The organism is Pseudomonas sp. BAY1663, assembly GCF_000582595.1.
Classification (GTDB): domain Bacteria; phylum Pseudomonadota; class Gammaproteobacteria; order Pseudomonadales; family Pseudomonadaceae; genus Stutzerimonas; species Stutzerimonas stutzeri_AF.
Genome location: NZ_AZSV01000089.1, coordinates 1 through 17,314, shown reverse-complemented (window position 1 = coordinate 17,314; position 17,314 = coordinate 1). Strand labels below are relative to the sequence as shown.

Annotated in this window: 16 protein-coding genes and 5 pseudogenes; 10 read left to right on the top strand and 11 right to left on the bottom strand. The window is 66.4% G+C overall.

What is annotated here, in order from left to right:
* Positions 1 to 151 precede the first annotated feature (151 nt).
* The 6 genes from cysZ to BAY1663_RS19015 all read right to left on the bottom strand — a co-directional run bounded on the left by cysZ (position 152) and on the right by BAY1663_RS19015 (position 3,583).
* Positions 152 to 907, bottom strand: coding sequence for a sulfate transporter CysZ (gene cysZ / locus BAY1663_RS19040; protein ID WP_037043806.1), 756 nt, complete (start codon positions 905 to 907; stop codon positions 152 to 154).
* Between the two features lie 191 nt (positions 908 to 1,098).
* Entirely contained in the window at positions 1,099 to 1,437 is a 339-nt protein-coding gene (locus BAY1663_RS19035) for a HopJ type III effector protein (protein ID WP_037043804.1), read from the bottom strand.
* Complete coding sequence (locus tag BAY1663_RS19030) at positions 1,434 to 1,727, bottom strand: DUF1244 domain-containing protein (RefSeq protein WP_037043809.1); 294 nt, start codon at positions 1,725 to 1,727, stop codon at positions 1,434 to 1,436. Before BAY1663_RS19030 ends, BAY1663_RS19035 begins: the two co-directional genes overlap by 4 nt.
* Before the next feature lie 75 nt (positions 1,728 to 1,802).
* Positions 1,803 to 2,177, bottom strand: a complete 375-nt coding sequence (gene folX / locus BAY1663_RS19025) for a dihydroneopterin triphosphate 2'-epimerase (protein WP_037043801.1) — start codon at positions 2,175 to 2,177, stop codon at positions 1,803 to 1,805.
* A 19-nt stretch (positions 2,178 to 2,196) separates the two neighbouring features.
* Positions 2,197 to 2,901, bottom strand: a complete 705-nt coding sequence (gene folM, locus BAY1663_RS19020; protein ID WP_037043799.1) for a dihydromonapterin reductase — start codon at positions 2,899 to 2,901, stop codon at positions 2,197 to 2,199.
* Positions 2,902 to 2,959: 58 nt separating this feature from the next.
* A complete protein-coding gene (locus BAY1663_RS19015; RefSeq protein ID WP_037043797.1) occupies positions 2,960 to 3,583 on the bottom strand; it encodes a PilZ domain-containing protein in 624 nt (207 codons plus the stop codon).
* A 212-nt stretch (positions 3,584 to 3,795) separates the two neighbouring features.
* Between BAY1663_RS19015 and BAY1663_RS19010 the strand changes: the two genes are divergently transcribed.
* Together BAY1663_RS19010 and BAY1663_RS19005 are read left to right on the top strand one after the other, a co-directional pair.
* Positions 3,796 to 4,248 carry a flavodoxin gene (locus tag BAY1663_RS19010; RefSeq protein WP_037043794.1) on the top strand — a complete coding sequence of 151 codons (453 nt, stop codon included), beginning with the start codon at positions 3,796 to 3,798 and terminating at the stop codon, positions 4,246 to 4,248.
* 106 nt (positions 4,249 to 4,354) lie between these two features.
* A pseudogene (locus BAY1663_RS19005) lies at positions 4,355 to 5,130 on the top strand (class II aldolase/adducin family protein).
* Positions 5,131 to 5,141: 11 nt separating this feature from the next.
* Here BAY1663_RS19005 and BAY1663_RS19000 read toward each other — a convergent pair.
* The 3 genes and pseudogenes from BAY1663_RS19000 to olsB form a co-directional block, all read right to left on the bottom strand.
* Positions 5,142 to 5,714: an ACP phosphodiesterase gene (locus BAY1663_RS19000; protein WP_037043792.1), complete on the bottom strand. Its 573-nt coding sequence runs from the start codon at positions 5,712 to 5,714 to the stop codon at positions 5,142 to 5,144.
* 46 nt (positions 5,715 to 5,760) lie between these two features.
* Positions 5,761 to 6,532 (bottom strand): annotated as a pseudogene (locus BAY1663_RS18995) (lysophospholipid acyltransferase family protein).
* A gap of 1 nt (position 6,533) precedes the next feature.
* On the bottom strand, positions 6,534 to 7,280 hold the full coding sequence (olsB, locus tag BAY1663_RS18990; protein WP_037043790.1) for an L-ornithine N(alpha)-acyltransferase: 747 nt from the start codon (positions 7,278 to 7,280) through the stop codon (positions 6,534 to 6,536).
* A gap of 200 nt (positions 7,281 to 7,480) precedes the next feature.
* Here olsB and BAY1663_RS18985 point away from each other — a divergent pair, with 200 nt between their 5' ends.
* The 4 genes and pseudogenes from BAY1663_RS18985 to BAY1663_RS25465 all read left to right on the top strand — a co-directional run.
* On the top strand, positions 7,481 to 8,383 hold the full coding sequence (locus BAY1663_RS18985) for an acyl-CoA dehydrogenase (protein WP_037043807.1): 903 nt from the start codon (positions 7,481 to 7,483) through the stop codon (positions 8,381 to 8,383).
* Positions 8,384 to 8,644: 261 nt separating this feature from the next.
* Positions 8,645 to 9,802 (top strand): phosphatidylserine/phosphatidylglycerophosphate/cardiolipin synthase family protein, encoded by a 1,158-nt coding sequence (locus tag BAY1663_RS18980; RefSeq protein ID WP_037043788.1) that lies wholly within the window; start codon positions 8,645 to 8,647, stop codon positions 9,800 to 9,802.
* Between the two features lie 96 nt (positions 9,803 to 9,898).
* Positions 9,899 to 10,483: a DJ-1/PfpI family protein gene (locus BAY1663_RS18975; RefSeq protein ID WP_177325826.1), complete on the top strand. Its 585-nt coding sequence runs from the start codon at positions 9,899 to 9,901 to the stop codon at positions 10,481 to 10,483.
* Positions 10,484 to 10,617: 134 nt separating this feature from the next.
* Positions 10,618 to 10,827 (top strand): annotated as a pseudogene (locus tag BAY1663_RS25465) (VF530 family DNA-binding protein); the annotation flags it as partial.
* A 79-nt stretch (positions 10,828 to 10,906) separates the two neighbouring features.
* On the opposite strand, the pseudogene BAY1663_RS18965 reads toward BAY1663_RS25465, so the two are convergent.
* Positions 10,907 to 12,429: pseudogene (locus BAY1663_RS18965) on the bottom strand (fumarate hydratase).
* Between the two features lie 198 nt (positions 12,430 to 12,627).
* Here BAY1663_RS18965 and BAY1663_RS18960 point away from each other — a divergent pair.
* Positions 12,628 to 13,757 (top strand): annotated as a pseudogene (locus BAY1663_RS18960) (diguanylate cyclase domain-containing protein).
* A complete protein-coding gene (locus tag BAY1663_RS18955) occupies positions 13,750 to 14,700 on the top strand; it encodes an iron-sulfur-binding ferredoxin reductase (RefSeq protein ID WP_037043781.1) in 951 nt (316 codons plus the stop codon). The pseudogene BAY1663_RS18960 and the gene BAY1663_RS18955 overlap by 8 nt, the downstream one beginning before the upstream one ends.
* Before the next feature lie 120 nt (positions 14,701 to 14,820).
* Here BAY1663_RS18955 and pyk read toward each other — a convergent pair whose 3' ends face one another.
* The gene (gene pyk / locus BAY1663_RS18950) at positions 14,821 to 16,269 is read right to left on the bottom strand and encodes a pyruvate kinase (RefSeq protein WP_037043779.1); all 1,449 of its coding nucleotides are present in this window, start codon (positions 16,267 to 16,269) and stop codon (positions 14,821 to 14,823) included.
* Between the two features lie 146 nt (positions 16,270 to 16,415).
* Here pyk and BAY1663_RS18945 point away from each other — a divergent pair, with 146 nt between their 5' ends.
* Positions 16,416 to 16,796 carry a tol-pal system YbgF family protein gene (locus BAY1663_RS18945; RefSeq protein ID WP_037043776.1) on the top strand — a complete coding sequence of 127 codons (381 nt, stop codon included), beginning with the start codon at positions 16,416 to 16,418 and terminating at the stop codon, positions 16,794 to 16,796.
* Positions 16,797 to 16,834: 38 nt separating this feature from the next.
* Complete coding sequence (locus BAY1663_RS18940) at positions 16,835 to 17,257, top strand: DUF4124 domain-containing protein (protein WP_037043773.1); 423 nt, start codon at positions 16,835 to 16,837, stop codon at positions 17,255 to 17,257.
* The last annotated feature ends 57 nt before the right edge of the window (positions 17,258 to 17,314 follow it).

Genomic DNA, 17,314 nt, shown 5'->3' with positions numbered 1-17,314 from the left:
AGGGCGAAACCAGAAGTATCAGCACACTCGATAAGCGATTTAACGACCAAGTCTCAGACTAAACCGAACAGCAGCACCATCACCCAATCTTGCCAGTCCGGTATCAAAAACTCATCCCCTCCCAGTGGCGTTGCATGCCACTGCGCAAGGCTCAACCTTGCCGATCGAGCTGCCGATTTGGCCCACCCTCCCGTACCCAGAACAGCGTGGCGCCCGCCACCGCCGCCGGCATGACCAACAGATTCAACACCGGTACCAGCAGCGCGGCATAGGTCACCGCGCCGAAGCCCAGGCTCTGCCAGCGGCGCTGGCGCAGCCAGGCCATCATCTCGGGCCAGCTCAGCTTGTTGTTGTCCGCCGGGTAGTCGATGTACTGCACCGCCATCATCCACACGCCGAACAGTAGCCATAACGGTGCGGCGGCGAGGTTCAGCACCGGAATGAACGACAGCACCAGCAGCGCCAGGGCGCGCGGCGCGAAGTAGGCGAGTTTGCGCAGTTCGCGGCCAAGGGTGCGCGGCAGCATGGCCAGCAGCTCGGCCCAGCTGAACGGCGGGGAGGCATCGTCGCCGCGGACCACGACTTCGACCTTTTCCGCCAGAAAGCCGTTGAATGGCGCGGCAATGATGTTGGCGAGCAGGGTGAAGGTGAAGAACACCATCAGCACCACCAGCGCAACGAACAGCGGCCAGAGCACGTATTCGAGGAAGCCCAGCCAGTCCGGCAGGCTGGGCATGAGGGCATCGACCCAGATGCCGAACTGGCGGATGGCGAGCCAGACGAGGCCGAAGAACAGCAGCACGTTGACCGTCAGCGGCAGGATCACGAACAGCCGCAACCCGGGGCTGAGCACCAGCCGCAGGCCTTCACGCAGGTACTGCGGGCCGGAAAGGGCGGATACGGGCATGAACGACTCCAAAGGTTTGGCGGGCAGGGCGGACGATGGATAGCCAGTGCCTATGATAGGCATGCAGGCACTGAATTTCCCCGAAGGCGGTGGAGGGCGTAACGTGCAGCCCAACGGTTTCCGGGATCATCCGCTCCTTCAGCCTTCCCCTAAGTGTCTGGGATGATCCCTTTTTATCCGCCGCCCCGGGTTTATTTGCGCGTGAGCGGAGGCGTATCGAAGCGCACGCCGGGCAGCCCGGTTTCCATCAACGCGCGGATATTGCGGTGGTCGCTGCCGCCCGGGTTGGCCAGTACGGCCTGGTAGTGTTCGCCGAAGGCGAGCAGGGCTTCTTCGGTGCTGAAGCCTTCCAGCAAGGCCATGCCCAGCGTCTTGCAGGAGCCTTCGTTCTCGCCGGCGGCATTCTCCAGGCTGCCATTGACGAAGCGGCTGGGCCGGTAGTCGTAGGTGCTTTCGATGAATGCCAGCGTTTCGCTGAACGGGTGGTTGCGGTTGCGCAGGCTCGCGCGGAAATCCTTCAGGTCTTTCATTCTTTCTGTGCCTTGTCGAACGCGGCCTGCTGCTCGGCCGTGGCTTCCTTCTGGTAGCGTTTCTTCCACTCGCTGTAGGGCATGCCGTACACCTCTTCGCGGGCCTGGTCGGCGCTGAGTTCGATTTCCAGGTCGTCCGCGGCGGCCTTGTACCACTTCGACAGGCAGTTGCGGCAGAAACCGGCCAGGTTCATCAGCTCGATGTTCTGCACGTCGGGGCGGGTGCGCAGGTGTTGCACCAGGCGGCGGAAGGCGGCGGCTTCGAGTTCGGTACGTTCTTGGTCGTTCATCTCTGGAATCTCGGCGTTGGCTGAGGTCGGCCGGATCATAACCTTGCCTCGCTGGGCGAGCCAGCCTGGGTGGCCTCAATCCCGATGCGCTGCCAGGGTGATGGAAACGGACTCGGCGAAGCGCAGGGCGTGGGGTTTGTCGACCTCGACTTCGGCATAGCGCACCTGCGGATACTGCATGACCAGGTCGAGGATTTCCTGGGTCAGCCGTTCGAGCAGGGCGAAGCGGTTGTCCTCGACGTGCTGGATGATCGCCTTGGTGATGGTGCGGTAGTTCAGCGCCTGCTCGATGTCGTTGCCGCGCACCGCGGCGGCGGCGGGGTAGAGCATGGTCAGGTTGATCAGCACATCCTGCTTGTTGAGGATTTCTTCTTCCTTGATGCCGATGTAGGTGCGCAGCCGCAGGTCCTTGACGCGGATGCGTGCCATGGAAGGTTCCAGTCGGGGCATGTCGTCTCCTTGCTGTCGTTCAGATCAGGTGGCGGCCGCCGTTCACGCTCAGTGTGGTGCCGGTGACGTAGGGATTGTCGAACAGATAACGCAGGCTCTGGTAGATCACTTCGGCACCGGGCTCGATGCCCAGAGCCGACTTGGCCAGGGCCTTGGCGCGGTAGGCGTCGTCGTCGTCCGGGTTGAACTGGATCAGCGCCGGGGCGATGCCGTTGACCTTGATCGCCGGCGCCAGGCGGGCGGCGAAGGACAGGGTCAGGTTGTCCAGGCCGGCCTTGCTCGCGGCGTAGGCGATGTGTTTCCTGCTGCCCTTGCGGGTGACGTCGTCGCCGATATGGACGATATCCGCCGGCCCGCCGTGGCGCAGCAGTTCGGCGCAGTGCAGGTTGATCAGGTAGGGCGCCAGCATGTGCACCTGGAACAGCTGGCGAAAGGCCTCGGCTTCCTGCCCGGGGGTATCGGGGCGCCATTCGGAGGCGTTGTGCACGATGGCCCGCAGGTGCCTGGTTCGCTCCTTGAGCGCCGCGATGAAGGCCATGATGCCGGCTTCGTCGGCGAAGTCGGCCTGCAGGGCGATGGCTCCGCGCTCGCGTAGGCGGGCGATGCCGTCACGCTCTTGGCGGTAGCTGACGATTAGCGGGTGGCCGTCGTCCAGCAGGCGTTCGGCGCAATGCAGCCCGATCCGCTGGCCGGCTCCGGTGATGAGGATCGGGGCCTGGGTCATGGGTTCCGTCGCTGGTGAGTGGGCGAGCGGTATCGCTTCGCATCACAGGCCCGGCAGCTTACACCAGATCGGCGGGCAACTCAGGCTGCAGTTCCGGGTGCAGCCGCTGGTGTTGCCGGTAGAGGAACGAGCGGATGCGCTCGGCGTCCTTCTCCTCGGCGAACGCGACTTCGTAGGCGGCCAGGCCGCCCTTGAGTTCGCGGACCCGATGGGCTTCGATTTCCAGCGGTGCAACGTCCGGCAGGGCCAGGCGCAGGTGGAAGTGCTTGGGTGGCTTGCGCCGCTTGCCGGCATCCACCAGCAGGCCGTGCGGGGACAGTTCATGGACGCTGAGCGAACTTTCGCCGCCGTCGTTTTCCAGCAAGGGCAGCGGCTGCTCCAGATGCAGGCGCCAGGCGCGGGTCACCGGCCCGCGTTCGTAGATCAGCGGCGGTGCGAGCTGCAGGTCCAGGCTGTGCAGCTCGTCTTCCTTGAGCTGCAGCGGGAAGGACATGCGGAAATCATCGAATTCGGCTTGCAGCGAGAGCTCGGCATGGGTGGCCAGTTGCAACAACAGCTCGTTGGATTGCGGGCCGCCGTCGAGACGAAAACCCGTCCGTTCAACCGCGCTGTTGCCATTGCGCTGCATCAGCTTCTTGATGAAGCTGAGCTCGTCTTTGCTCAGGATCGTCTGTTCCGCCATGCGGTTACCCTCGGAAGGACCGTGCCCTTCACTTGGTAGCGCCGCGGCCGGATGGCTGCAGGGGGCAGTCGGCGCTGTGACCACCTGGGGATAGTTTAGTTCCGCTTCGCTGGGCGCGCCGACGAAGTGCACAAATCGGGGAGATTGCCGGGGGCGGCACTCGGGGGCGACGATTGCGGCATAATGCGCGGCTTTGATCCCGGAGCCGCATCATGAAAGTCGCCATTCTTTCCGGCAGCGTCTATGGCACCGCCGAAGACGTCGCCCGTCACGCCGAACGCACACTCAAGGCCGCCGGTTTCGACGCCTGGCATGACCCGCGCGCGCAGTTGCCGCAGATTCTCGAGTTCGCGCCCGAAGCGCTGCTGATCGTGACTTCGACCACCGGCATGGGCGAGCTGCCGGACAATTTCATCCCCCTGTACTCGGCCATCCGCGACCAGTTCCCGGCCTGGAACGGCCTGCCCGGCGGCATCATCGCCCTGGGTGACGCCAGCTACGGCGATACCTTCTGCGGTGGCGGCGAGCTGATTCGCGAGCTGTTCGCCGAACTCGGCGTGCGCGAGGCCCAGGAGATGCTGCGCCTCGACGCCAGCGAGACGGTCACTCCGCAAAGCGATGCCGAGCCCTGGCTGGAGGCTTTCGCCGCGGCCCTGCGCGGCTGAGCATGGCTCGCCGGGCCAGCCGCCTGGCTGCAAGGGCAAGTGCCTGGCCACCCGTGGCTGGCTAGAATCGAGGGCACCGACACGACAATAACAAGAGGTGTTACCGATGACTGCCCTGCATGCATTGCCTTCGCTCGAGAGCCAGGTCAGCCCTGCCGAATGGCAGGCGCGCGTCGACTTGGCCGCCTGTTACCGGCTGGTCGCCCTGCATGGCTGGGACGACCTGATCTTCACGCACATCTCGGCGAAGATTCCCGGCACCGATCATTTCCTGATCAACCCCTACGGGCTGATGTTCCACGAAATCACGGCGTCGAGCTGGTCAAGGTCGACCTGGCCGGCGAGAAGTTGATGGACAGCCCCTACGACATCAATCCCGCCGGCTACACGATCCATAGCGCGGTCCACGAGGTTCGCCACGACGTCGCCTGCGTCATGCATACCCACACCTGCGCCGGCGTTGCGGTATCGGCCCAGCGCCAGGGCTTGCTGCCCATCAGCCAGCAGTCGCTGTTCGTGCTGGCCAGCCTGTCGACCCACGGCTATGAAGGGGTGGCTCTGAATCACGAGGAGAAGGCGCGGTTGCAGGCCGACCTCGGCGAGACTGGATTCATGCTGCTGCACAACCACGGCCTGATGACCTGCGGCGGCAGCATCGCCGACACCTTCCTGATGATGTTCATCTTCCAGCGCGCCTGTGAAATCCAGGTCATGGCGCAGGCTGGCGGTGCCGAGCTGATCCCCATACCGGCGCAGATTCTCGCCGGCGCCAAGGCCATGGCGGCGGGGGTGACCCGTTCCCGCTCGGGCATGGGCGGCACGCTGGCGTGGCCGGCACTGCTGCGCAAGCTGGACGCGCAAAGCCCCGGCTACGCCAGCTGAGTGAGCACCGGCTACGCCACGCTGCGGACGAACCGCTGCAACTGCGGATAGAAGGCGCGGAAGTCGTCGAGGAGCGGGTCGTACAACCGCTCCAGCTCCTCCAGGCCACCGGCCAGGCCCTCCGGCTGGGAGAGGCGCCGGCTGATGTTGGACAGCACCCTGCCCAGCACCGCGAAGTCGCGGTAGCTGCCCAGCCAGTCCTGCGCGGCCATCTGCGGCGCGATCACGGCGAGTCGGCCCGGCAGTGCGGGTTCGTTTTCAAGAACCCGGTAGGCCCGCCGGGTGAAGCGATCCAGTGGCTCGGAGGAATAATCCGACCAGTTGGCTGCCAGGCAATGATCGAAGAACAGGTCCAGGAGGATGCCGGCATAGCGCCGCCGTTGCTCGGGAAAGCGCGCCTTGGCCTGCAGCACCAGCGGGTGGCTGTCGGTGAACGCGTCGATCTGCCGGTGCAGGCGGATGCCAGCCTCGATGTCGGCGGGCCAGCGACCGTGCAGGGGGCCTTTGACGAAGTCGCCGTAGAGGCTGCCGAGCATGTCGGCGGGCCGCGGGCCGCCCAGGTGGAGGTGTGCGAGATAGTTCATGGGGCGAGCTTAACCCAGTGGCAGGCCCGGGGCGTCATTGGCGGAATCAGGCCGCCTCTTTTGCCGGTATCGGTCGTTCGCCGGACAGCACGCCTTCGATGGCGCTGTGCGCCTGCTCGGCGACGGCGTTGCGGCCAGGCGCCGTATCGCGGATGGGCGGCAACAGGTGGATTTCCACCTGCGCCACTTCGCTGGCCAGCAGTCTACGCAGATGCGACGGCAGTTCGTCGTCCCCGACGAAGGGGGCGATGGGGTCTCGCGCGCCCTGGCGCAGATAGCGAATGGCGACGGGCTGGACCGCGCAGCCGGCTTCTATCGCGCAGGCGAACAAGCGCGAGTGGAAGTTGCGCACGCCGCTGCCGTCGGTCGAGGTGCTCCGGGAAGATCAGCAGGTGCCGGCCCTGTTCGAGGTGCCTTGCCAGTTGCCGATTGACCTGCGCCGCGTCGCCTGCGCCGCGGCGGATGAAGAGGGTGCCGGCCTGCTGGGCCAGCCAGCCGAGCACGGGCCAGCCGCGCACCTCGGCCTTGGCGAGGAAGGAGATCGGCAGCAGCATCCCCAGCAGCGGGATGTCGCACCAGGACACATGGTTGGCGACCCAGAGCATCGGCTGTGTCGGCAACTCGCCGATGACGCGCACGCGAAAGGGCAGGGCATTGGCCAGGCGCGCCAGGAACCAGCGGGTCAGGCTCTGCTTGCGCAGTGGCGAGGCGCGCATGGCGCAGCGCGCAGCGAGGCCAAGGCTGGCGGCCAGCAGCAACCCCAGCAGGATGACCGCGGCAACGTGCAGCAGGCGCCCATAGAGGTGCAGCCGCGTCATTTCAGACCGCCGCCTTGAAGTGACGGGCATAGCGCGGGCAAAGCTCCTCGCGCTTGAGCAGGATGAAGACGTCCGCCACCTGGAAATCGGGGTCCCAGCAGGGCTCGCCGCAGATCTTCGCGCCCAGGCGCATATAGGCCTTGAGCAGCGGCGGCAGCTGGGCGGTGACGTTGTCGGCGAGCTCCAGTTCGGGCAGGGGCGTCCTGGGCTCGGCGCGCAGCAGTTCGGTGCTCAGGTGGCTGTCACGCAGCCGCTGCATGATGGCGCGGGCCTGGATGCCGCCGTCGCGCATCGGGATGCTGGCGCAGCCCATCAGGTAGCGGTAGCCGCCCTGGTTGAGCACCTCCGCCAGCTCGCTCCAGAGCACCGCGATGGTGGCGCCGTTGCGGTAGGCCGGGTCGACGCAGGTACGGCCGATCTCCAGGACCGGCGCGTCGAGTTCCGCCAGGCCGTGCAGGGCGAACTCCTCCTCGCTGTAGAAGCGTCCCAGCCGCCGCGCGGTGAGGTGATCGAGCAGCCGCGTGGTGGCGACCAGCTCGCCGGTCGCAAGATCGCGCACGCCGATATGGCGGCAGTGAACGTCGAAGTCGTCCATATCCAGCCCGAACTCCGCACCCTGCAGGCGGGCATCGAATTCGCCGCTGAAGACCCGATAGCGCAGGGCCTGGGCTTCGCGCAGGGCCTGGTCGCCATCCAGGCGCTCGGCTTGCAGTTGACGCGTGCTGCGTGGATCGGCAATGGCACTCATGCTCTGTCTCCTGTTCCGCCGTGGCAGTGGCGGGTTGGCAAATGCAACGCGAGCACCTGATTGTTATGGTTGCGCTCGGTTATCTGGTTGCCGGCTCAGGCTAGGTGGGGGGCATGTCGGCGCTGTGACGAATCGATGATGCTTGAGTGACTGTCCCGCCCGCTTCGATGAAGATGGGCGAAAAAAACGCGGAGAAGCCGATGTCGTGGAAACAGCTGATCGGACCGGTGCAGCCGGTCGAGGCCGCAAGGGGATTGCCGGATTGGTATGCGCAGCTCGTCGCTGGCGCCGGCAGCGCCGATCCCTTCGTGCTGGCGGTGTATGGCGGGCGGCTGGCCTGCACGCCGGGGCTGGCCTTTCTTGCCGGCTACCAGGCGGCGTTGCGGGCGCTGTGGCCGGCTGCTCCGGCGGGGCTGGGAGCGTTCTGTGCAACGGAAAACCGCAAGCTGCGCCCTGCCGATATGGCGACCCGCTGGGATGGGCGGCAGCTGAATGGCGGCAAGGATTTCGTCAGCGCAGGCCAGGCGGCGCAGTGGTTGCTGGTTTGCGCCCGTGAGGAAGCGCCAGAAGAGCCCCCGCGGCTCGGCCTGTTCGCCGTCGAGGCGGCGCAGGCTGGCGTTCGGTTGGAAGCCGGCCCCCGGTTGCCGCTGGTTCCCGATGTGCCCCATGCCCGTCTGCGCCTCGAGCAGGCCGTTGGCGACAGGCTGCCGGGCGATGGCTGGAGCGGCTACGTCAAACCCTTCCGTACCCTCGAGGACCTCTACGTGCTGGCGGCGTTGACCGCCTGGCTCTACGGCCTGGCGCTGCGGCACCAGTGGCCTCGGAGCCTGTCGCTGCGCCTGCTGGGCGTGTTGGCCGGCGCGGCGGAGATGGCTCGTCAGCCCGCGCACGAGGCGGCGAGTCATCTGCTGCTGGCCGCGCTGGCCGAGCAGTTCGCAACGCTCGAGGCCGACCTCGAAAGCGCCCTGCTGGCCACGCCAGGGCCCAACAGCGAGCTTTGGCGACGCGATCGCGCGGTGCTCGGGCTTGCCCGCGAGGCCCGGGCCCGGCGTCTGGAGCAGGCGCTGCTGGCGCTGGGCATCGCACCTGCGGCGTCGGCCTGAGCGCTTGCCAAGGGGAACTCCTGCAGGCGGAGCCGACCTATATCGGTGCAGGAGGCGGAGGGGGCGGTGCCGCTGCCTTGTCATGTCGTGGGGACTGGGTAAGCTACTCGCGGTCCGCTGGCGCGTCGTCGGGCGGGTGATTTCGTTTTCCGCCAGGTTGCTGGACGTTCACTGGAAAAAGGATTTCATGTCATTGCGTTGTTTATTGGAATCTTCACTTCGTCGCCTGTCGCATGGCCCGGTCGCGGGTGACGCCCGGTGATGCTGGCCGGGGCTGTCTTTCCGTGGCGCAGTGAGAACCGCTTTCGCCTGCTCATCGATGGCCCGCAGTTCTTCCCGCCCATGCTCGAGGCCATCGAGCGAGCCGAGCGCCGCGTCGATCTGGAGCTGTATCTGGTGGAAGATGGGCAGTGTCTCGAGCGTCTGATCGAGTCCTTGCTGCGCGCCGCCGCGCGCGGGGTCCGGGTGCGCTGCCTGTTCGACGGGTTCGGCTGCCTGAAGATGAGCCAGGCCAACCGCGATCGGCTGGAGCAGGCGGGCGTCGAGCTGCGCCTGTACAACCCGCTGTCGCTGCGGCTGAAGTTGCGCAACCTGCACCGTGATCATCGCAAGATCCTGCTGGTCGACGGCTGCACGGGATATGTCGGCGGAGCGGGCGTGACCGACGAATTCTGGATTCCCGGCAAAGCCGACGGGCACTGGCACGAGGCGATGGTCGAGATGTCCGGTCCGCTTTTGCAGGACTGGCAGGCCTTGTTCGACAGCCAGTGGGTGAACTGCCTCAAGCGGCGCATCTGGCAATTGCCGCTGCCGCAGCGGGCGCCACGCATTCCGCTGCTGCCCATGGGCAGCGGCCTGGGGCGTGTCGCCTATGCCGCGGCGCGCCAGCATCGCGACATCCTGCACAGCCTGCTGCGCAACCTGCGGCACGCGGAAAAGCGCATCTGGCTGGCGACCCCTTACTTCCTGCCCACCGGCAAGGTGCGCCGGGCGTTGATCCGGGCGGCGCGGCGCGGCGTTGAGGTGCGCCTGCTGCTGACCAGCCGCAACACCGACCATCCGCCCGTGCGCTATGCCGGGCAGCGTTTCTATCCGCGGCTGCTGCGCGCCGGCGTGCGCATTCACGAGTATCAGCCACACTTCTCCCACCTGAAAATGGTGCTGGTGGACGACTGGGTCAGCGTCGGCTCGTGCAACTTCGACCACTGGAATCTACGCTGGAACCTCGAGGCGAATCTCGAAGCGATCGATGCCTCGCTGAGCGCGCAGGTGCAGCAAAGCTTCGAGCAGGATTTCCAGCGGAGTGTCGAGATCGATCTGCGCAGGTGGTATGCGCGTCCCCTCTACCTGCGGCTGTACCAGCGCATGTGGGGCTGGCTCGACCGAGTGCTGGTGAACATTTTCAATCGCGGTGGCTAGGCGTCATTTCCGGCTCGTTCGCGGTGCGCGGCGAGACGGGTGTGGCCCTGACGCCATCGCGCTCGGAGCGATGCTCCACAGTCGAGAAGGAGAGCGATCATGGCGGCGAAGAACATCCTCATGCTGGTCGGCGATTACGCCGAAGACTACGAGACCATGGTGCCGTTCCAGGCGCTGCAGATGGTCGGCCATCGCGTGCATGCCGTATGTCCCGATAAGAAGGCCGGCGATACCGTGCGTACGGCGATCCACGATTTCGAGGGCGACCAGACCTATAGCGAGAAGCCCGGGCACAATTTCGCGCTGAACTTCGATTTCACCGCGGTGCGTGCCGAGGACTACGACGCGCTGCTGATTCCTGGCGGCCGTGCACCGGAGTATCTACGCCTGAACGAGCAGGTGCTGGCGCTGGTGCGCGCCTTCGCCGAGGCGGACAAGCCGATCGCCGCGGTCTGCCATGGCGCGCAGCTGCTTGCCGCGGCCGGCGTACTGCAAGGACGCGCTTGCAGCGCCTATCCGGCCTGCGCGCCGGAGGTGAGGCTGGCGGGCGGCGAGTACATGGACATCGCCGTCGACCAGGCACATACCGATGGCAACCTGGTCAGTGCCCCGGCGTGGCCGGCGCATCCGGCCTGGCTGGCGGCCTTTGTGCAGGTGCTTGGTACGCGCATCACGTTGTAGGATGCCGCAGCGTTCGCCGGCTTCGATGCCTGGCAATCAATGCAGGAGCCGGTTGGCCGGCGATCCCGTGCGGTCATCGCCGGCAAGCCGGCTCCTGCGAACGCACTGATCTACATACTTCACTCAGAGCACCAATGACCCAGGCAAAAGATCCTCTGCACGGCATCACGCTGGCTGCCATGCTGACCGAACTGCAGGCGCACTACGGCTGGGAAGGGCTGGCCCAGCGAATCGACATCCGCTGCTTCAAGAGCGCGCCGAGCATCACGTCGAGCCTGACCTTCCTGCGCCGCACGCCCTGGGCGCGGGAGAAGGTCGAGGCGCTGTTCGTCCGCTTGCGCCGCGAGCAGGCTGATACGCCGGGCCTGAAAGCAGAAAGCCCGGCGCAAGGCCGGGCTCTCCGTTTTCAGCACCAGACGGCTATTACTGCACTTCCACCGCCAGGCTGTCGGCGATCTTCTGCTTCCAGATCGCAGGTCCCGTGATGTGCACCGACTCGCCCTTGGTGTCGACGGCGACGGTGACCGGCATGTCCTTGACCTCGAACTCGTAGATCGCTTCCATGCCCAGTTCGGCGAAGGCCAGCACCTTGGACTTCTTGATCGCCTGGGCGACCAGGTAGGCGGCGCCGCCGACGGCCATCAGGTACACGGCCTTGTTGTCGCGGATCGCGTCGATGGCGATCGGGCCACGCTCAGACTTGCCGATCATGCCCAAGAGGCCTGTGCTTTCCAGGATCTGGCGGGTGAACTTGTCCATGCGCGTGGCGGTGGTGGGGCCAGCCGGACCAACCACTTCGTCACCGACCGGATCGACCGGGCCGACGTAGTAGATGAAGCGGCCCTTGAGGTCCACCGGCAGCTCCTCGCCCTTGTTCAGCATGTCGACCATGCGCTTGTGCGCGGCGTCGCGGCCGGTGAGCATCTTGCCGTTGAGCAGGATGGTCTCGCCCGGCTTCCAGCTCTGCACCTCTTCCGGGGTGATGCTGTCGAGGTCGACGCGGCGCGCGCTCGGGCCGGCTTCCCAGACGATTTCCGGGTAGGCGTCCAGCGGCGGCGGGGTCAGTTCGGCAGGGCCGGAACCGTCGAGCACGAAGTGCGCGTGACGGGTGGCGGCGCAGTTGGGGATCATGCACACCGGCAGCGAGGCGGCGTGGGTCGGGTAATCCATGATCTTGACGTCGAGCACGGTGGTCAGGCCGCCCAGGCCTTGGGCGCCGATACCCAGCTGGTTGACCTTCTCGAACAGCTCCAGGCGCAGCTCCTCGATGCGGTTCTGCGGGCCGCGGGCCTTCAGCTCGTGGATGTCGATCGGGTCCATCAGCACTTCCTTGGCCATCACCGCGGCCTTCTCGGCGGTGCCGCCGATGCCGATGCCGAGCATGCCCGGCGGGCACCAGCCGGCGCCCATTTCCGGCACGGTCTTGAGCACCCAGTCGACGATCGAGTCGGACGGGTTGAGCATGGCCATCTTCGACTTGTTCTCGGAGCCACCGCCCTTGGCCGCGACGTCCACTTCCACCTTGTCGCCGGGGACGATGGAGTAGTGGATGACCGCCGGCGTATTGTCCTTGGTGTTCTTGCGGGAACCGGCCGGGTCGGCGAGGATCGAAGCACGCAGGACGTTCTCCGGCAGGTTGTAGGCGCGACGGACGCCCTCGTTGATCATGTCGTCCAGGCTCATGCTGGCGCCGTCCCAGCGCACGTCCATGCCGACGCGGACGAACACGGTGACGATGCCGGTGTCCTGGCAGATCGGGCGATGACCGGTGGCGCACATGCGCGAGTTGATCAGGATCTGCGCCATGGAATCGCGCGCGGCCGGAGATTCCTCACGCAGGTAGCTTCGTGCATCGCCTGAATGAAATCAACGGGATGGTAGTAAGAAATGAACTGCAAAGCGTCAGCGACGCTTTGAATCAGGTCGTCTTGCTTGATCACGGTCATGCAGCGCGTCCTCATGGCGGGGCGGGAAGTGGCGCGTCGAGCGGTGGCAGTCGGCGTGCCGAGGTAAAAAAATGCGCGGCAGTATAACGCGTCGGGCTGCGCGGTACACGGATGGACCAGGAGCGAAGGGATGCCGGCTAGGTTTTTGATTGGGGTAGGCGTAGAGTGCGGCAAATTGCCACAGCGGGATGGATCCCTATGAGTGCGATGCGTGACGAGGCCGATCAGCGGGCTTTGCAGCAACTGGTCACGAAACGGTTCGCGATGGCGGCGCTTACCTATGCCCTGGCTCTGCCGTTGACCTGGATCGCGGTCGTCGGCGGATTCTATGAAGCCTCCGTCACCAGCGCGGTGATCTGCTCGGCGCTGATCGTGCTCAGCCAGCTGGTGTTCTTCTGGGTTTTCCACCGCGGCATCAACCTGCGCTTCAAGGATCCCAGCCTGACCGAGCCGCAGGTGCTGCTGGCGCTGGTCTGGCTGAGCTATTTCCTGTTCAACGTGGGGAGCGCGCGCGGCTCGTTGCTGGTGCTCTATCTGCTGGTGTTGATGTTCGCGGTATTCCTGCCGCCAAAGCGCTTCATCCGCTACGCTGCCCTGGCATTCCTCAGTTTCGTCGCGGTCAGCGCACCGGACTTCTACCTGCAGCGCCTGGCGGAGCGACCGTCTTCCTGCTCGAGGCCAGCGTGTTGCTGGTGACGCTGATCTGGATGTGCCTGTTCGTCGGCCATGTCTATCGCCTGCGCCAACGCATGCGCCAGCGACGCTTCGCCCTGCAGGCCCACCAGGATACGTTGCGCGGCATGATGCGCCAGCTCGAAGACCTGGCTTCTACCGACGAGCTGACCGGGCTGTACAATCGGCGGCGTTTCCTGCGCATGGCCGAAGTCGAGCTGAGCCGGTTGCGCAAGGGGCATCAGTCCGGGCTGGCGCTGATCGATCTGGATCACTTCAAGCGGATCAACGACATCCACGGCCACGCCACCGGCGATCGCGTCCTGCAGACTTTCGCCGCCGTTGCGCGCTCCTGCCTGCGTGACGACGACGTGCTCGCCCGCTACGGCGGCGAGGAGTTCGTGCTGCTGCTGCCCAATACCGATGCCGAGCAGTTCAGCGCCTGCTGCGAGCGCCTGCGCGAGGCCTTCGCCAATGCGCAGCCGACGGATGTCTGCATCGAAGCCGGACACCTGAGCCTGTCGATCGGCCTGACCTTGCTCAATGCCGGCGACGACCTGGACGAGTCGCTGCAGCAGGCCGATGAAGCGCTCTATTGCGCCAAGCGCAGCGGCCGCAACCGCTGTGCGCGGGCCTGGGAGAGCGTCCGTGCCTGAGCTGCGTTGCGGCGAACGGAACTGGACGGTACGGGCCGGGGAGAACCTGCTCGATGCCCTGCACCATGCCGGGCTGCAGGTGCCGTACAGCTGCCGTGCCGGTAGCTGCCATGCCTGCCTGGTGCGCTGCGTCGGCGGCGAGCCGCGGGATCTGCTACCCGGGGCGCTGAGCGCGGAGCAACGCGAGCGGGGCTGGCGCCTGGCCTGCCAGTGCCGGGTCGAAGAGAACCTGCGTGTGGAAGTCTTCGACCCGCTGCGCGACGGTATGCCGGCTCGAGTGCAGGAGCTGACCTGGCTGAGCGAGGAGGTGCTGCGCGTGCGACTGCTGCCGGAGCGCCCGCTGCGTTACCGCGCCGGCCAGCACCTGCTGCTGTGGCATGCCGGGGGCGTCGCCCGGCCGTATTCGCTGGCCAGCCTGCCGGGCGACGAGCCATGGCTGGAGTTCCATCTGGACTGCTCACGGCCGGGGGCGTTCTGCGATGCGGCGCGCCGCCTGCGCACGGGCGACAGCCTGCGGCTTGGCGAACTGCACGGCGGGGCGCTGCATTACGATCCGGACTGGTCCGAGCGGCCGCTGCTGCTATTGGCCGCCGGCACCGGCATGGCGCCGCTGTGGGGCGTGCTGCGCGAGGCGCTGCGCCAGGGGCATCGCGGGCCGATCAGGCTGCTGCATTTCGCCCGTGGCGGGCACTACCTGGCCGAGCCGCTGGCGGAATTGGCCGGCCGCTGCGAAAACCTGCAGCTGGAGTGGTTGGGAGAAGACCAGCGGGCAGGCTGCCTGCAGGCGCTGCACCCGGCGTCGCGCCAGGCGATCGCCCTGGTCTGCGGTGGGGCGGTATTCGTCGAGGCCTGCGCCAGGCGCCTGTTCATGGCGGGCCTGCCGCGCGGGCAGGTGTTCAGCGATGTGTTCGTGGAACGGGAAGGCGCGGACGCGCCGTCGTAGGAGCGGGCATGCCCGCGATGATCTGCAGTGGGTTCGTGGGCGCGAACCCGCTCCCCGCGCTCCTGCAGGCGTGTCGCCCGCATCGGGGCCCGGTATGGCGCCGGGCCCCGATGACTCGACTCACTGGTCGCCGACGCGCAGGATCTTCATCGTGTTGGTGCCGCCGGTACTGTCGTGGTAGCTGTCGCCCTTGGTCAGGATCACCCAGTCGCCGGGCTGCACCATGTTGCGCTTGAGCAGCTCTTCCACGGCGATCTGGCTGACCTTGTCCGCCGGCAGCGCCGCCGGGTCGAAGGGCACCGTCTGTACGCCGCGGAACAACGCGACGCGCGCCTGGGTCTCGCGGTGGGGCGAGAAGGCGAAGATCGGCACCGAGGAGCGGATGCGCGACATGATCAGCGGCGTGTAGCCGCTTTCGGTCAGGGCGATGATCGCCTTGACGCCCGGGAAATGGTTGGCGGTGTACATCGCCGCCAGCGCGGCGCTCTCGTCGCAGCGCTCGAAGCGCTGGCCGAGGCGGTGGCCGGACTTGGTGCTGGTCGGATGCTTCTCGGCGCCGACGCAGACGCGCGCCATGGCCTTGATCGCCTCGACCGGGTACTCGCCGGCGGCGCTTTCGGCCGAGAGCATCACCGCATCGGTGTAGTCGAGCACGGCGTTGGCTACATCGGAGACTTCCGCGCGGGTCGGCATCGGGCTGTGGATCATCGACTCCATCATCTGGGTCGCGGTGATCACCACCTTGTTGTGGCGGCGCGCATGCAGAATGATCTTCTTCTGGATACCCACCAGTTCGGCGTCACCGATCTCCACGCCGAGGTCGCCACGGGCCACCATCACGCCGTCGCTGGCGCGGATCAGGCCGTCGAGCGCCTCGTCGTCGGCGACCGCTTCGGCGCGTTCGATCTTGGCGATCAGCCAGGCGCTGGAGCCCGCCTCGTCGCGCAGGCGCCGCGCCAGCTCCATGTCCGCGGCATCGCGCGGGAAGGAAACGGCCAGGTAGTCCAGCTGCAGGTCCGCGGCCAGCTTGATGTCGGCCTTGTCCTTGGCGGTCAGCGCCGGCGCGGTGAGGCCGCCACCGCGGCGGTTGATGCCCTTGTTGTCCGACAGCGGGCCGCCGATCAGCACGGTGCAATGCAGTTCGTCGGCGGTGGCATTGTCGACCCGCATGACCACGCGGCCGTCATCCAGCAGCAATTCGTCGCCGACGCTGCAGTCCTTGACCAGGTCCGGATAGTCGATGCCGACCACCTCCTGGGTGCCGGCGTCGCGCGGGTGGGTAACGGAGAAGCGGAAGCGGTCGCCTTCCTTCAGCTCGATGCGCTTGCCGGCGAACTTGGCGATGCGGATCTTCGGGCCCTGCAGATCGCCGAGCAGCGCGACGAAGCGGCCGTGACGGGCCGCGATCTCGCGAACCAGCTCGGCCCGCGCGCGGTGCTCGTCCGGGGTGCCGTGGGAGAAATTCAGGCGGGCGACGTCCAGCCCGGCAACGATCATTTTCTCCAGCACATCGGGCGAACTGCTGGCCGGACCCAGGGTTGCGACGATCTTGGTGCGACGCGAAATCATTGATTGCTCCTTTTTCTGGCTGCGACCGAGGCTACTATGCCCGTTCGCTGTAGTCATCGCCCGCTGGCCACTACTCTTTCGGCGGTGCGACAAAGCGTCTGCAGAATTCTCCGCGGCGGTCGATACAGGGGCATCCGGAGGATCCCATGCGCACCCTGATTCTTGTTTTTCTGAGCGTTCTCACCGTTGGCTGCAGCAGCCGGCACGCCCTCGACCGCCACCTGGACGACGCCTATCGGTATTACGAGGCGGACAATTGCGAGGGCGTCATGCTGTCGCTTTCCCAGGCCGAGCGACGCAGCCGGCCACGCAGCCAGCTGCAGCCGGAGATTTCCCTGCTGCGTGGGCAGTGCCTGGAGCGCCAGGGCCTGTTCGTCGATGCCAGCGAGACCTATCGCTTCATCCTCGAGCGCCATCCGGCCAGCGAATATGCCTATCGCGCCCGCGCTAGGCTGGAGACCCTGCGGCAGTTGGGGCACTATCAACCGGACGCGCCAGGCGTGGTGAGCCTACCGGCCAAGCGCTGAGCGCATCCTTGTTCGACATGACATCCAGGAGGGAAATCATGCGCGTTCTGTTTATGGCCTTGGCCCTGCTGCCGCCACTGGCATCGGCGCAGATCTACCGCTGGACCGATGCCCAGGGGCAAGTGCATTTCGGCCAGCGCCCGGCGCCGGGTGCCGAGCGGGTCGAGGTGCGCCCGCAGGTGATGGAGCGCGATGAGCCCACCCGCGAGCGCGAGGCCCGCAGCGAACGCTTTTTCGAGGCGCGCCGGCAAGAGCAGCAAGCGGCCGACCAGCAGGCCGGCGCGTTGCACGCCAAGCGCGAGCAGGAGTGCCGGAGCCTGCGCAGCCGACTCGCTCAATTGCAGCAGGGCGGGCGTTTCTTCCGTAACGATGCAACCGGAGCGCGCGTCTACTACAGTGAAAGCGAAATAGAGGCAGCTCGACAGCAACTGGCTACACGCATTGACCAGGCATGCCGTTGAGCTGAGCGGATTCGCACGGCAGATACCAGGGTCTGTTGCTGTTTCGTTCGCGACCGC

What these genes read in the sequence shown, in the direction of transcription:
- cysZ (WP_037043806.1), bottom strand. Translation starts at nt 907, where the DNA reads ATGCCCGTATCCGCCCTTTCCGGCCCGCAGTACCTGCGTGAAGGCCTG.
- BAY1663_RS19035 (WP_037043804.1), bottom strand. Translation starts at nt 1,437, where the DNA reads ATGAAAGACCTGAAGGATTTCCGCGCGAGCCTGCGCAACCGCAACCAC.
- BAY1663_RS19030 (WP_037043809.1), bottom strand. Translation starts at nt 1,727, where the DNA reads ATGAACGACCAAGAACGTACCGAACTCGAAGCCGCCGCCTTCCGCCGC.
- folX (WP_037043801.1), bottom strand. Translation starts at nt 2,177, where the DNA reads ATGCCCCGACTGGAACCTTCCATGGCACGCATCCGCGTCAAGGACCTG.
- folM (WP_037043799.1), bottom strand. Translation starts at nt 2,901, where the DNA reads ATGACCCAGGCCCCGATCCTCATCACCGGAGCCGGCCAGCGGATCGGG.
- BAY1663_RS19015 (WP_037043797.1), bottom strand. Translation starts at nt 3,583, where the DNA reads ATGGCGGAACAGACGATCCTGAGCAAAGACGAGCTCAGCTTCATCAAG.
- BAY1663_RS19010 (WP_037043794.1), top strand. Translation starts at nt 3,796, where the DNA reads ATGAAAGTCGCCATTCTTTCCGGCAGCGTCTATGGCACCGCCGAAGAC.
- BAY1663_RS19000 (WP_037043792.1), bottom strand. Translation starts at nt 5,714, where the DNA reads ATGAACTATCTCGCACACCTCCACCTGGGCGGCCCGCGGCCCGCCGAC.
- olsB (WP_037043790.1), bottom strand. Translation starts at nt 7,280, where the DNA reads ATGAGTGCCATTGCCGATCCACGCAGCACGCGTCAACTGCAAGCCGAG.
- BAY1663_RS18985 (WP_037043807.1), top strand. Translation starts at nt 7,481, where the DNA reads ATGTCGTGGAAACAGCTGATCGGACCGGTGCAGCCGGTCGAGGCCGCA.
- BAY1663_RS18980 (WP_037043788.1), top strand. Translation starts at nt 8,645, where the DNA reads ATGCTGGCCGGGGCTGTCTTTCCGTGGCGCAGTGAGAACCGCTTTCGC.
- pyk (WP_037043779.1), bottom strand. Translation starts at nt 16,269, where the DNA reads ATGATTTCGCGTCGCACCAAGATCGTCGCAACCCTGGGTCCGGCCAGC.
- BAY1663_RS18945 (WP_037043776.1), top strand. Translation starts at nt 16,416, where the DNA reads ATGCGCACCCTGATTCTTGTTTTTCTGAGCGTTCTCACCGTTGGCTGC.
- BAY1663_RS18940 (WP_037043773.1), top strand. Translation starts at nt 16,835, where the DNA reads ATGCGCGTTCTGTTTATGGCCTTGGCCCTGCTGCCGCCACTGGCATCG.